Genomic DNA, 13,997 nt, shown 5'->3' on the forward strand with positions numbered 1-13,997 from the left:
ATATTTTAAAAAGTAAAAAAATTTTTCTTTCATGTTTTTTATCTCATCTTTTATCAATATCTTAATCTTACTTTTACTGGCGATGCCCGCTTTTGCCGATGATCCCTGGTTTACTGGCCCGCTGATCGCTATTCCTGGAAAAACGATCCCGCCGGGGCATTCGTTTCTGGTATTTTTTGCCCCATATACTGCGATTAGCAGCAAATTCAATGAAAAAGGGGAAAGGGTAGCCGCAAGGCACACCCGTACTTTTCAAGCAAACCCCTTGTATACTTACGGCTTAGCTGAAAATCTGGACGTTCAATTCAGCGTGCCTTATATATTCAAACAAGCTGAAGAAAATCATCGTCGTCATATAGGCGATGTTTCAGTGTTGCTGGGATATCAGGCACTGAGGCAACAGGATTCATACCTAAAGCCCAATTTACGGATTACCTTGCAGCAAATTTTTCCAACTGGCAAATTTTTGGCGCTGAGCCCTGCCAATGAAGGAAGCGACGGTACTGGACTTGGCAGCTACCAAACTAACCTCGGATTTAATTTTCAGCATTTGTTACCCATAGAAGGAAAACACTTTCTGCGCTCACGATTCAATCTCAATTATTTATATGCACAAAAAGTGAGTATTCGCGGCATAAGCGTCTTTGGCGGCACAGCAAACACCCGCGGCCAGATAAAGCCCGGAAATTTGTATTCCATTGATATTTCAACAGAATTCAGCCTGACAAAACACTGGGTTTTGGTAATGGAAAGCTACTATTTTTCGCGCGGCTCGGCTCATTTTAAAGGATTCCCGGGTCTTGGTCCTATCGGGAAAGAAATATCGCTGGACCAGGGCAAGGAGTACTCATTAACGTTTGCACCTGCTATTGAATATAATTTCTCCGCGCAGTATGGCATCATCGCCGGAATCTGGTTTCCTGTAAAAGGAAAAAACAGCCCTGATTTTTTATCCACCATTATTGCATTTAATGCCTATTGGTAAATGATCAGGGTAAGAAGCAGCTGTTGGGCCTGTAGGCCCAACAGCTTTTGATTTAAATGTGGTAATAGACATAGGTATTGTTATAGGGTTTTACTCTATATTTTACACCTTCATAAACAAAAACATGACGCGGGTTTTTACGATAAACGACTAAATCGCGATCAGTAACCACTCTGCCTTCATAAGCATATACTGCCGTATCCCGAATAGCAGCATCTTTATCCATTACATCGGGTTCTGTACGGAAACCACAGCCCACAAGAGTTGATAGCGCGCTTACAGCAATTATTGATAAAATTAGCTTTTTCATGTTTCCTCCTGAAAGAATATCCATGTTTTTTTATAGAGCTACAGTTTTTTAATGCAGCAAATAAACTATAGTGCATAGTAAAGAAATGTAAATTTTGATAATGAGAGAATATTTGAATTCCTCAATCAGGGTTAATCGATACAAACCGAGCTTTGAGAAGCCATTTTAATATATCCGGCTGTTTTTTCTTGAAGATTCATCCTCTTGACTGGATTCTGGTTCCTTAAACTGATTTTCTTGATTGGTTACAGTATTAAATAATACCTGCTTCAAATTGAAGGATGAGTTTTTCGAAAGCAAATTTTCTTTGATCAAGCCGCCTTCTTTTTTATCCAGGTAGATGGAAAAAAATTTTTGTATTTCCTCGTAATCATTTTTTTCAATATGGTTTAACTGATATTCTTTTTCAAAGAAAGTTTGAATTTGTTTTATATCATCTGAACATATAGCCAAGGTGAACTGGTCAAGGGTTTCATTGATCATTTTTTCTGCAGACCCAATGTCTTTCTCTACAAGCATCTCTTTGTGAATACGTTTAGAAAAAATATTTAAAAGACATAGAAAAACTGTTTTATAAAAATTAAAATTGAAGAAAAACAAAAGCCTTGCCTCAAATCGAGCCCAGAATTGTTGCATATATTTTCCCCAATATTCAGGGTGGTTATCATAATTTAAATAATGCAAATAACCTTTCAGGGGGTTTTCTGGCCAATTTTTTATAGCGCAAGTGGCACGCCCATCCATAATGTACTGATAAAAACCGGTCATTTTGTGTTGGTTTCCCAGGGTAAAATTCAGCAGAAAATAGCTGGGCAAGGGGAAAAAAGGTGTTTTGGGATATAACAATGACCAATCAAATTGGTAAGGGATATCGCAACCTGAAAGTATGCCGATATGTCCATTACAGGAATTAACGGCATTGACTTCTTTAGACAAATACGACTTGATATCTGAATCTTGCTCCAGTACATCATTGGCTTGCAAGATGCCTTCATCAATTAAAATCTCAGCGAGATCTTTGATACCCGGCGAATCAAAAGTAATCGCTTTCGCCCCGGAAGCCATCCAGCATTTACTTAATTCCGCAAATGCCGCTCCCAACGAATGACCCGTGAACATAAATTGCAATTCAAAATCAGGGTATTTTTTTTCTAATTCCTGGGAGAGGTTTTGCATAAATGGAATCGCATGATGTTTAAAATCAGCAGGTACGGTTTTGAACAAAAGATAAACATCCGAAATAAGATCAGAAAATTTATCAGTACCCCTGTACGCTACGAACACTAAAGCAATTTTTTGACTGAGAGACGGTTTATGGATATAAGCTTCTGCATAACATTGATTGCTTGACGCCACATTAATTTTTTCTAAGTCAGGCGGTAAATCAGGGGCAAGCTTGTCATGGTAAACAAGCAAGCTTAAGGTCGCGCAAGTTTTTAAAAAATCAAGCCCTTGTTCAGATTGCGGCTGTTGTTTTTTTTGTAGATTGAAAAACAGCATGGTTTCCTTCCGTTCTGTCCATTTCACCCCAAAAGCTTTGATGCTCCTGAATGCCACTTGCAATCAGTGCTTAAGCGGATCTCTTCCAGTTGAAATTTAGATAAGCCTGGATTAGACATATTATCCAGGCCCTGCAAATCATGAATAAATTTTTGGTAACAACTCCCCTGTAAAAAATTTAGGCCCGGATTTGCTGTAATTAAATGCCACTTTAAAGACAGTCCTGGTATCCTGTGCCCTGCCTATTATCTGCATGCCAATCGGTATTCCTTGTTTGCTTAATGCAACTGGCACATTAATGACAGGCATCCAATTTAAAATATTAAATGGCATGGTCATTAATACACCCAACTGTGGATGGTACTGAGTGCCATCAATTTTGATTTTGTCTTTTGTAAAATCATAATCGGCGGGGATATTGGGCGTGACCAGTGTCGGGGCAATAATCACGTCATACCCTTTTGCAAACGTTTCATCCACTATCATTTTATACATTAATTTTGCACGTGTTTCCGCTTCCTGACTTTGCTTGCTGCCATATTCCCCTCTGGCAGCCAGTTTAACAAAATGTGCCGCATAGGAAGTCATGTTGTCTGTTTGATCAGTGTAGTGTTGAAGCATGCCGCCCATCGGACCGCCTAATGCCATTTTTCGAAATAATTCATTAAGCTCTTCATCCGACAAACCAAGATTGAGATCAATTTTATCTATTACAGCACCCTGTTTCTTTAATAAATCAATGGCCTGCTCCATTGCTTCCTGAACTTCCCGGGACGGATTTGCAATCCCTAAACCACCAACATAAGCTATTTTCATACCTTGAATGGAAGGATAGGAGAGCGGGAGTTTTTTAGTTGGATGCACATTCAATGAATACTTGGTTGGCCCTGAAATGATATTTTCCATTAAGACAAGATCAGCAAATGTTCGTGCCATAGGGCCTGTTCCCGAGTAATGAGAAAAAGGCATTTCAGTATGAACTTCCCCAAACGCAGGTTTATAACCATAAAGGCCACACAGAGAAGAAGGGATACGGATAGAACCTCCCATGTCAGACCCGGTTGCCAAAGTGACATAGCCTGCCGCTAGAGCAGCGCCTGATCCGCCAGAAGAGCCTCCTACCGAGTAGGCCAAATTCCAGGGATTTCTGGTTACCCCCCATGCTTTGGAATGGGTCGCAAAAGTCAGATAAAACTCGGGAACTGTTGTCTGCATGACTAAAATAGCCCCGGCATCCTTTAACTTCTGGGTTATGGGATCGGCTTCCTCTTTTACCGGATCATTTTTATGAAGCAATGATCCTTGTGAAACAGGCCAACCCTTATCATAATGCTCGTCTTTTAAGCCGACTGTTATTCCTTCCAAAGCGCGATAATTGCCCATCCTATAACGGCTCTCGGCTATTTTAGCTTGCTGTAGAGCTGCGCTAAAAAAAGTTTTGGTGGCCGCATTGACTTCTTTATTTGTTTTATTAAAAAGATTGATTTGCGCATTTAATACATCCACAGGAGAAATGATTCCATTCTTAAAAAGCTCAATCTGGGTACTGGCCGGCATAAATGCTAATTCTTCCTGAGTGAAGGAAGCAGCTAACGCCACATCAGATTGAGTTAAAAATAACAGCAGCAGCAAATGTAATCTTAGGCTCCTGGAATTTGCCATATCACCTCCAATGTGTTTTTTAAATCTGGTTGAAAGGATTATCAACGCTCAGTCCCATTTCCTGATAATAAACTTTTGCTACCTCATTTGCATCAATTTTTAAAATGAGTCCGTATCATTGCCCTATTTTTGGCAGCAATTATTTTTTGGGACGATTACCGTGTCAGATTAAGTGGAAACTAATTCATATAAATCCCCCTCAAAGTTAAGTCATAAGATATAAATTAGCTGATTTATCGAGATATTGTTTTACCTGCTTCCAGTTGGGAGCAACCTGACTTAATAAACGATAAAACTTATCGCTGTGATTATGTTCAGAATGGTGGCATAGCTCGTGGAGTATCACATAATCAATACATGCTGTCGGTGCTTTAATGAGATGAGTATTAAGCGTTATTTTTCCATTAACTGCACAGCTACCCCACCGGGAACGCATCGCTCTTAAATTTATCGTGGGGCGTTCTTTTATCCAAGGGACTGTCAATAGAAGTTGATCCAATCTTTTGCTAAAAACCCCAAAAGCTTTCTGCTTGTACCAATCTGACAACAATTGGCGTCTATGCCCTATATTCCTTGCTGCAATAATTTGAAGTTGACCGCGTACTAATTTGACTTGCGGTTTGGCTTTTGAATCATCAATCACTTTGAGCAAATATTTTTTACCTAGATAGTAATGACTTTCGCCGCTTATATATTGTCGAGGAGTAATATAATCTTGCTGAGATCTGAATACACGTAATTTGTTATACACCCATTTTGCGCGTTTATTTACAGCCACAATAATTTCGTCATGAGTTGCGGATGGAGGTGCAAAAACAATAACCTGACAATCAGGTTTGACTTTAATTGTGATGCGGTGGCTTTCTTGTCTTTTGGGTCGAAGCTCAAAAGGAATTTTATCTATCCCAAATGTAATATAGGTTGCATCTGTAGACATCGATTATCCTTAATCATATTGAAATTAAACCCACACGAACAATTTGAATAACTTGTTCAATAATGTTTTTTGCATGTTCCATTCCAAAACCTAATTCTTTACACGCTTTAAAAATAATAGGTAATAATTTTTTCCGAATGTCTGCTTCTGTATTTTGTTGATTCAAAGAATGTTCCGCAATCGAAATATTAATTAATTCGTCCGCAGTAAAAGCAAGATCAATCCATTTTTTTTGCTCTTCTTCTGTGAGAGTTGCAAAAGAAACGGGAAGTTGAAGCTTGAATACGCCATAATAAGCTTGCGCATGGTGATTATCAGAAAAATCCGCTGGAATTTCCTTTAGTTTTCTGTTTAGCACATCATGTTCAAATTCTTGAAATAGTAAATATTGTTTTAATGGATGTTCAAATAGCTCATCTGCCTCTTTTATGGCTATTTTTAAAAGTTCTGAGAATGTTTCTTGAGCATAAGGATCATCTCTTAAATCCTGTTCAATCATTTTAGCGATGCGTGTTTTTATGATATCTGTTTCATTTCTTGTTTTTTCTTCATTCCATTCTTCGGGGCGTTCTTGATGTCCCATTTTGCCAACTTCATATACACCTTCTGGCTCTTTAATTTGCACACCAACAACATGTTTATCCATAAGCTTTTTTACAAGCTCAGCGTATTTGTCATATATAATGATTTCACCTGCATCGAGTTTTGCAATTTGGCGCAGGCTGGTGAATTGTTTTAATGTTTCTTTATAGTGAGTACGTTGGGCATCAGTAATACTTTTGTCTTCAAAAAAGCTATCAGACTGTAAAGCAACTTTGAGGCAATTCGCAAATTCACTCAGTGCATCGTAGAAATCCTCTCTAACTTTCAGATTTGTATCGACGAGATCGCCATCAACTTCTTGTATTTTGGGGATAAGTACTTGCCTTAGTTGTTCAAAATCCCCTTTGTTTTTAACTTCTTTGAAGATTTGCCATAATGCATCATAGAGCAGGGGAAGACGTTTATATTCACTAGACATTTGGTGATATAAACCATCTAGATCGGTAATGTCATAACCTTGTTGTGTTCTGGATGCTAAATCCTGATATTTGGCAATAGTGGTATCAAGCTCTTTAAGGATTCCTCTATAATCAATCAATAATCCAAATTTTTTCTTTTCATGTAATCGGTTAACACGAGCAATAGCCTGAATTAAATTATGCTCTTTGAGCTGCTTATCAATATAAAGCACCGTATTTCGCGGTTCATCAAAACCGGTAAGCAGCTTATCAACAACAATAATTATTTTTAAATCCTCATCATTGGCAAAACGCTCTATGACTTGTCGTGTGTACTCACGTTCATCTTGATTACCAACATTATCTTTCCACCATTTTGTTACTTCTGGAATTTTAGACTCATCAACTTCCACGTTTCCTTCTCTGGTATCAGGAGGTGACATCACGACAGCTGATTCAAATAATCCAACTTCATCTAAATATTTTTTGTAGCGAATAGCGGACAGTTTGCTATCACAAGCAATTTGTCCTTTTAAGCCCTCATCAATATTTTTTACAAAATGGTGCGCTATATCCAGAGCAACAAGCTCAATTCGATTTTCAGAGCGGTAGATTTCGCCTTTTTTGGCATATTTTTTCTTTAAATCAGCCCTTTGATCCTCAGAAAGTTCCTCAGTTATTCGTTCAAACCAAGAGTCAATTGCGCGGTCATTGACCATGAGCTCAGGACGTCTTTCTTCGTATAAAAGAGGTGTCACCATTTTATCTTCTACTGCACGCTGCATGGTATAAGCGTGGATGATAGACCCAAATTTATTCGTTGTTTTATCTTCTTTAAGCAAAGGCGTACCTGTAAAGGCAATGAAGGCAGCATTGGGCAAGGCCTGTTTCATGCGAATATAATTTTCCCCGCCTTGTGAGCGGTGGCCTTCGTCCACTAAAACGACAATATCACGACTTAAATTCTTGCATTGTGGCAGCTTGGCCGCGGTATTAAATTTTTGAATGAGAGAAAAAATAACACGTTCAGTGCCTTTGCTGATTTGCTCCGCCAGCCGTCTACCGGATGTGGCTTTTGCATTTGAAAATTCTGTTTTTCCAGAAAATTCACCACCAGAATGAAAGGTATTAGATAATTGTCTTTCCAGATCGACGCGATCAGTGACGACAACGATGCGACATTGTTTCAAACTGTCATGCAAAATAAGCGCGCGCGATAAAAAGACCATCGTTAGCGATTTACCAGAACCAGTCGTATGCCATATAACGCCACCTTCTCGCCCACCATCAGGGCGAGAACTGTTAATTCGTTCAATCAGCCGTTGGATACCAAAGAACTGTTGATATCGTGCAACGATTTTCCCGGCTTTCTTGTCAAATAACATGAAATAACGAGTGATATCGAGCAATCGTTGGGGTGATAATAAACCGATAAGCAGTTTATCCTGTCCTGTTACAGCTAATTGTCCTTGCGAGATGAGTTTTTCAAACCAAGCTCTATCTATTGCTCGCCGATGGTTAAAAAAGCCGTCTATTTGTTGAGGGGTAAGGGCTAAATTTTTAATTTGATTGAATTGATTCTCGTCTATATCTTCATCTCGCCAAGTTGCCCAAAATTTTTTATCTGTGCCCTGTGTTGCATATAAGCCATCAACGCCATTAATGGATAATAAAAGCTGGCTATAAGCGAATAACTGAGGGATTTCACTTAAACGCTGGTTACGCAGATGTTGTGATATCCCTTCCTCAATGGTTGGACCTTTCTTCCCATCAGGACGTTTCGCTTCGATGACCGCGAGTGGTAAGCCATTAACGAAGCAAACGATATCAGGACAACGGGTTTGTGCGCCACCTGCACCTAAAACAGAATATTCCTCTGTAAATAAAAAACTATTATTTTTGATATCATGCCAATCAATCAGCGGAATAGTCGGATTTATTTTTTTACCGCCAACAAATTCAGTGACAGTAATTCCATATAAGATGTGGTTATATATCCGCTCATTTGCTTTGGTTAATCCCTCATTTAATGCGGGAGTGGTAATTTCTGCAACAATAGCATCAATTGACTTGTCTGAAAGGGGGTATTCTTTTCCTGCATATATAAAGCGGCGTTTTCTTAATACTTCATACAACACGGTTGTTAAGACAACTTCACTGGGCTTGTTATCACGTGCTATTAGCGCTTGGTCTGGGGACAAAAACGTCCAACCTAAATTATTCAATACAACCAATGCGGGTATTTTTGCGCTGTATTCTTCTTGGAAGCGAGGTAATTGGGTCATAGTTGCCCCTTGTTTTTTAACCACTGCCTTCCTTTCTCTGTGATAGCGTAAGCTTGATTTGGATGATTTCGTACCTCTGGATGGGTATACGTTATCAAACCCTCGTCACACATAGGTATAAGTTGTTTCGTTTTTAAAGCACTCGCGTTTCTATTAAGAATAGTCGCCATTTGATCGGCAGAATACGAATGATGTAGGCATAACTTCAAAATGACAGGCCTTATATGACGAGATTTTGGAGTCAATCGTTCAATTTCCTCTCGCAAAGCATCAGGTAAGTGACTACTATTTGCATCGAGGTCACTACTATTTCGATTGAGGTCATTACTATTTGCCATGAGGTTACTATCATTTCTATTGAGCTCATCTTTATTTTGATGCTCAGGAGGATGATAGCTCATCAGCAAATGGGTTGGTTTATAATAGGTATTACGTCCACTTCCACCTTTTTCAATCAAATGGTACTGTTGCCAGAGGCGACCAAGTACTTTGCTTGCTGCCAGCGTATCTAGGTCTGTAATCGCTCGCAGCGCACCATTGTCAATGGCTCCCACTTCTCTAATTAAGACCAACGCTTTGGCTTCATCGGAACTTAAATTCAAATCTCTAAACTGCTTTAACCAAAGCAATTGCTCTTCGTTCATGAGCTGATGGACATGATAATCTCGATGCATCACTGCATTAACAATCGCTTCGCGAATCACTTTTTGAGGTAAGAAAGGCTGATCAGAGCGTTGTAGCTGTCCCTCTTCTAAACGAAAATAGCGAGGCATGTCATCTAATATCACATTTTCAAGTTTAGGAATAAGGGTTAATAATGGTTCTCGCAGATCAAGAGAATACTGAAACCGTTGTTCTGGATCTTCTACCCATTCAGTGCCAGCAACTCGAACATAATCTACACGCACAGCGGGTAGTAATCTGCGTAAAGAAAGTGTTTTTCCAAATAAAAGTAACCCGGAAATATTGGGGATATACTCGCCGCCATGTTTTTTAACAACACGCAAAGCACGCAATAATCCTAAATCATCAGCTTGTAATTCTTCGGCATTAGGTCGAACTTTTGCACGTAGTTTTCGATATAGGGCAATAGCATTTTCATCCAAATCATCGAGCGTGGTATCCGGTAAAATAATTTGTTCATAGCTCGTGCCAGCCTTTGCTATTAAAATAGGCTCTAGTTCTTTTTCGGTGCATTCATAATCACCGTTTGCACCGCGTCGCCAAACGCCCGTTTTACGCTTGTTATGTTTATCAGGTTTTCCAATAAAACGGCATGGTTTTGCATTAGGTTCAAGTTCATGGACAAAAACACCAATAACTGATTTGCCATCAAATTTTTCATGCTTACATTCAATGCGGATGGAATGTTCAAACTGTGTGCGACAATTATTTTGCAGCTCACCTAATAATTTGTCGATATTATCAACACCGCTAACCCAATGTGTGCTATGTTCAGAGTCTGGTTCAGCAATACCAAGAAGCAGCCAGCCGCCTCCTAAACCGGGTTCGTTTGCAAAAGCACAAATAGTTTGCATGATTGAGTAACCAATATCACTTGCGTATTTGGCTTCGATGCGTTGGTGCTCATCGAGTTGGATGAGTTCTTCAAATATTTCTCTTACATTCCAATTCATTCATAGTCTCTTACAATTTTATTAATTTCACGCCAGTGATTTTGTAATACAATAATTTTCATTTTTTATCTTTTGGAGGACAAGGATCATTGCCATAGCTATTTCCTCTGCGTATTTTCCCATCTTGCCCATGAATCTTTGTATCCAACTTTTGATTTCGAGCTATATTTTAGCAATCTTAATCGCTTCAGCTTGAGTTTTAGTAACCTTGGTGGCTTTGCTATTACCTTCACCTTTTACAGCCCATCCATTGGAATGTTTGACAACATATTGATTTTTTCCTTTGCTCATAAAAACCTCCTTGTTAATTCACACTTGTACTCTTCGTTTTCCTGTTAATAATTGTTGCATAAGGGCTTTTTTTTCTTGTTGCAAACAATGCAGTTTTTGCTTGATATTTTCGATTTCTCTATCAGTGATAGAAAGTACAGAAGTGATTTTTTGCTGCTCTTCGAAGCTGGTTGGAAAATAAACGATTAGATTCTCTAAGTCTTTTTTCTGGATATTAGGTAAACCCGATCCAACGCGAAGCCGCATAATTTTGTTTTCATTAAATTTGAGGAGCTGATAAGTAGTCTGTATTGGTAATTTCAAATCACTTAAAGCATAACAATGTCCACCACACCAGAAATCATTTTTCTGATATGAGACATATCCACAAGAGTTTCCACCTTCACTTATTGTAATAGCGTCACCAGACCAGTTCGCTACATCATTATATCCAGAAGGTGCGATGCCTCCATTTATCACTGGGTATCTTCCACTCTCGTTTAAAGTGTTTCTATTTAACTGTTGGCCTTTTGAAATTCTTACTAGTTTTTTAAGTGGGGAATGTTGCCATTTTTCAATTTCTACAAATCGTTTTTTCCCAGTAAGCAACTGTTGCATTAACGCTTTTTTCTGTTGTTCGCTGTTGGCTAATAATTTTTCGGTGGTGGTGATGGCTTTGTCCCATGTTGATAGGATTTGGGCGATTTTTTTTTGTTCGTTTTTGGGAGGTAACATGATCTCAAACGATTTAATTTTTTGTAGGGTTAATCTTGTGATAGCCTGCCCTGCCATTTCATCTTTAATCATTGATTGACACTTTGGTGAAAGAAGAGTTTGCAAAAGAAATTTATTAGAAGTAAATTCTGGATTTGCACGAATAACAGCTACGCTAGATAGTAAACTAAATTCTTCGTTTAATTCATTTAAAGCTGCATTTCCTGTATTGGCTCCATCCTTAGTAAGAAGCAGGTCACCATATTTAACTGGACATCTCTTGTGAATTAATTCATGCTCTTCCGCTGAAATGTAAGAAATATCGTTTAAATCCATTTTACCGAAGCGAATATTCTTTGAGGTTATGTACTTGTATGGGCCAGCTTTTGACTTTGGTGAGAAATGAGTTCCATCTAAAATCAAGCTTGTTACTTCATCAAGTTTTTTCTTTTTCCACCCATTAGGCACCATAACCTAACTCCTTCAAATAAGCTTCCATCTGAAGCTCAAGCTCAGCCAGTTCTTTTTTAAGTGCCATGCGTTCAGCTCTAACCGCCATCAAGTCAATTTCTTCCTCCTCTTCAAAGGTATCCACATAGCGGGGAATATTCAGGTTGTAATCGTTCTCTTTGATTTCATCGAGGCTTGCAAGATAGGCGTATTTATCAACAGATTGACGCTGTTTGTAGGTCTCAATAATTTTATCAATGTTTGCTTGTGATAACTGGTTTTGATTTTTGCCTGATTTAAATTCTTTAGACGCGTCAATAAATAGCACTTTATCATCTGATTTTTGCTTTTTGAAAATGAGTATGGCTGCAGGTATTCCTGTGCCATAAAAGAGTTTTTCAGGTAAGCCAATCACAGCATCCAGTAAATTTTCTTCTATCAATTTTTGCCGGATTTTTCCTTCACTTGAGCCTCTAAATAAAACCCCATGAGGTACTACGACACCCATGCGGCCTGTTTTAGGCTTAAGCGTCTCAATCATATGTAAAATAAACGCATAATCGCCTTTGGTCTTAGGCGGTATGCCTCGGTGAAAGCGGCCAAAATGATCATTTTCAGCTTCTTCATGACCCCATTTATCCAAAGAGAAGGGTGGATTCGCTGTGACAATGTCAAACAACATCAAATGCCCTTTGCTATCCAATAGCTTTGGATTTCTAATGGTATCGCCCCATTCAATTTTGTGATTATCCTCGCCATGTAAAAACATATTCATCTTGGCGAGCGACCATGTCGACCCAATCGCCTCTTGTCCAAAGAGCGCATAATTTTTTTGGTGATGGTTTTCTCTAATCAGTCGACCACATTTCATCAATAAAGAACCTGAACCACAAGCAGGATCGCATATGCTGTCACCAGGTTGAGGATCAAGTAATGTTGCCATCAAACTGGATACTTCAGGAGGGGTATAAAATTCCCCTGCTTTCTGGCCACCACTGGCAGCAAAGTGTTTGATAAGATATTCGTAAGCATTGCCAATAATATCAAGTCCTGCGACACGAGAAGGTCTTAAATTCAATTCAGGCTTGGCAAAATCTTCTAACAAATGTCTTAATATAGTATTTTTCTGTTTTTCTTCGCCGAGCTTATCGGTATTAAAACTGATATCTTGGAAAACACTTTTAGCGTTATCGCGCAGTTTGGTACCATTCGCTTCTTCTATGGCATGTAAGCACAGATCAATCCGCTCGCCATTTCCGGGTTCATGGCGTCGTTCCCAAAGGTTTTTAAACGTTGCTTGAAATTGATCTCTAACAGAGCCATCTTCATTTTTAAGAATAATTTCTGGGATCACAAAACGCTCATTTTTCATCATTTCATGAATTAATTCCGGCTCATCGCCATATTGCTTTTGATATTCCTCAAAATGATCTTGCCAGACATCTGATATATATTTCAGAAAGAGCATGGTAAGAATAAAATCTTTATAGGTATCGGCACTAATCGTTCCACGAAAAGTATCACACGCTGCCATCAGCGCTTTATTGATGGCGTCTTGATTAACAGGGTCGGCATTGGTGGCTATAGTGTTTAACGCATTGCTATTTAGCATGATGGAACTTCCTCTTGATTCAATTGGGTTTGACTGATTTCATTAAGCAGGGTTTGCATCAGTAACTCACCGTTAGCGATCATTTTGTACGCTAGCTGTTTTTCTTTGCTAATGGTTTTAGCTAATTCTACGATGGTTTTTTGTTGCTTTAATGAAGGTAAAATGATTGGTGTTGCTTCTAATATCTGCCTACGAATACTTGGCGTTGAGCTGCCTTCGGCATTACTGAGAAAATAGCGTTGTGCGATAGTCTGATTTAAAAACCAAGCTATATATTCTGGTAGAACACAGGGAGTATTTAAGCGAATTACAAAAAATTGAGGTGCAGCAATCGCATGGCGCTCCTTCAACTCATCATCTATGAATGCAGCAAAATTGCGTTGACCTCGAGCTGCAAATAAAATATCTCCATGCTTAAGCCAATTCGGTGTTTGCCGCCCTGTTAATTGCGTTTCAACTACTGAATTCCAATGGATTGAGTAATTCGCATCGATATCCTTCATTTGAATAACTCGCACGCCCGAGTTATTCACTTCAAGAATTTTGCCTCTAAAAGGGTAACCCGCATTTATTGTTGTAATATCGCTAAGAATCAAAATGCTTTGCATCCTTGAGTGTTATGCTAAGGAGTGTA

The 13,997-nt window shown here is 38.9% G+C and carries 11 protein-coding genes; 1 reads left to right on the forward strand and 10 read right to left on the reverse strand.

What is annotated here, in order from left to right; all coding sequences use genetic code 11:
* The first annotated feature begins 31 nt into the window (after positions 1-31).
* Positions 32-985 carry a transporter gene (locus Llon_RS08650; protein WP_058529667.1) on the forward strand — a complete coding sequence of 318 codons (954 nt, stop codon included), beginning with the start codon at positions 32-34 and terminating at the stop codon, positions 983-985.
* 52 nt (positions 986-1,037) lie between these two features.
* Here Llon_RS08650 and Llon_RS08655 read toward each other — a convergent pair whose 3' ends face one another.
* The 10 genes from Llon_RS08655 to Llon_RS08700 form a co-directional block, all read right to left on the reverse strand.
* Positions 1,038-1,295, reverse strand: a complete 258-nt coding sequence (locus tag Llon_RS08655; RefSeq protein WP_058529668.1) for a hypothetical protein — start codon at positions 1,293-1,295, stop codon at positions 1,038-1,040.
* A gap of 165 nt (positions 1,296-1,460) precedes the next feature.
* The gene (locus Llon_RS08660) at positions 1,461-2,822 is read right to left on the reverse strand and encodes a Tle-like phospholipase domain-containing protein (protein ID WP_131754660.1); all 1,362 of its coding nucleotides are present in this window, start codon (positions 2,820-2,822) and stop codon (positions 1,461-1,463) included.
* 111 nt (positions 2,823-2,933) lie between these two features.
* On the reverse strand, positions 2,934-4,457 hold the full coding sequence (locus Llon_RS08665; RefSeq protein WP_058529670.1) for an amidase: 1,524 nt from the start codon (positions 4,455-4,457) through the stop codon (positions 2,934-2,936).
* 205 nt (positions 4,458-4,662) lie between these two features.
* Positions 4,663-5,394, reverse strand: a complete 732-nt coding sequence (locus Llon_RS08670) for a M48 family metallopeptidase (RefSeq protein ID WP_058529671.1) — start codon at positions 5,392-5,394, stop codon at positions 4,663-4,665.
* Positions 5,395-5,407: 13 nt separating this feature from the next.
* Entirely contained in the window at positions 5,408-8,680 is a 3,273-nt protein-coding gene (locus Llon_RS08675) for a type I restriction endonuclease subunit R (RefSeq protein WP_058529672.1), read from the reverse strand.
* A complete protein-coding gene (locus tag Llon_RS08680; RefSeq protein WP_058529673.1) occupies positions 8,677-10,317 on the reverse strand; it encodes an AlbA family DNA-binding domain-containing protein in 1,641 nt (546 codons plus the stop codon). Before Llon_RS08680 ends, Llon_RS08675 begins: the two co-directional genes overlap by 4 nt.
* Before the next feature lie 162 nt (positions 10,318-10,479).
* A complete protein-coding gene (locus tag Llon_RS11780) occupies positions 10,480-10,608 on the reverse strand; it encodes a DUF2188 domain-containing protein (protein ID WP_237758302.1) in 129 nt (42 codons plus the stop codon).
* An 18-nt stretch (positions 10,609-10,626) separates the two neighbouring features.
* Positions 10,627-11,772: a restriction endonuclease subunit S gene (locus Llon_RS11320; protein ID WP_083503304.1), complete on the reverse strand. Its 1,146-nt coding sequence runs from the start codon at positions 11,770-11,772 to the stop codon at positions 10,627-10,629.
* The gene (locus tag Llon_RS08695; protein WP_058529674.1) at positions 11,762-13,363 is read right to left on the reverse strand and encodes a type I restriction-modification system subunit M; all 1,602 of its coding nucleotides are present in this window, start codon (positions 13,361-13,363) and stop codon (positions 11,762-11,764) included. The genes Llon_RS11320 and Llon_RS08695 overlap by 11 nt, the downstream gene beginning before the upstream one ends.
* On the reverse strand, positions 13,357-13,959 hold the full coding sequence (locus Llon_RS08700; RefSeq protein WP_083503309.1) for a restriction endonuclease subunit S: 603 nt from the start codon (positions 13,957-13,959) through the stop codon (positions 13,357-13,359). The genes Llon_RS08695 and Llon_RS08700 overlap by 7 nt, the downstream gene beginning before the upstream one ends.
* Between the last annotated feature and the right edge of the window lie 38 nt (positions 13,960-13,997).

This window comes from Legionella londiniensis, from assembly GCF_001467825.1.
In the GTDB taxonomy this organism is placed as follows: Bacteria; Pseudomonadota; Gammaproteobacteria; order Legionellales; family Legionellaceae; genus Legionella_A; species Legionella_A londiniensis.

Bases quoted from the DNA above. Each gene is read 5' to 3' on its own strand.
- Llon_RS08650 (WP_058529667.1), top strand. From the start codon at position 32: ATGTTTTTTATCTCATCTTTTATCAATATCTTAATCTTACTTTTACTG.
- Llon_RS08655 (WP_058529668.1), bottom strand. From the start codon at position 1,295: ATGAAAAAGCTAATTTTATCAATAATTGCTGTAAGCGCGCTATCAACT.
- Llon_RS08665 (WP_058529670.1), bottom strand. From the start codon at position 4,457: ATGGCAAATTCCAGGAGCCTAAGATTACATTTGCTGCTGCTGTTATTT.
- Llon_RS08670 (WP_058529671.1), bottom strand. From the start codon at position 5,394: ATGTCTACAGATGCAACCTATATTACATTTGGGATAGATAAAATTCCT.
- Llon_RS08675 (WP_058529672.1), bottom strand. From the start codon at position 8,680: ATGACCCAATTACCTCGCTTCCAAGAAGAATACAGCGCAAAAATACCC.
- Llon_RS08680 (WP_058529673.1), bottom strand. From the start codon at position 10,317: ATGAATTGGAATGTAAGAGAAATATTTGAAGAACTCATCCAACTCGAT.
- Llon_RS11780 (WP_237758302.1), bottom strand. From the start codon at position 10,608: ATGAGCAAAGGAAAAAATCAATATGTTGTCAAACATTCCAATGGATGG.
- Llon_RS11320 (WP_083503304.1), bottom strand. From the start codon at position 11,772: ATGGTGCCTAATGGGTGGAAAAAGAAAAAACTTGATGAAGTAACAAGC.
- Llon_RS08695 (WP_058529674.1), bottom strand. From the start codon at position 13,363: ATGCTAAATAGCAATGCGTTAAACACTATAGCCACCAATGCCGACCCT.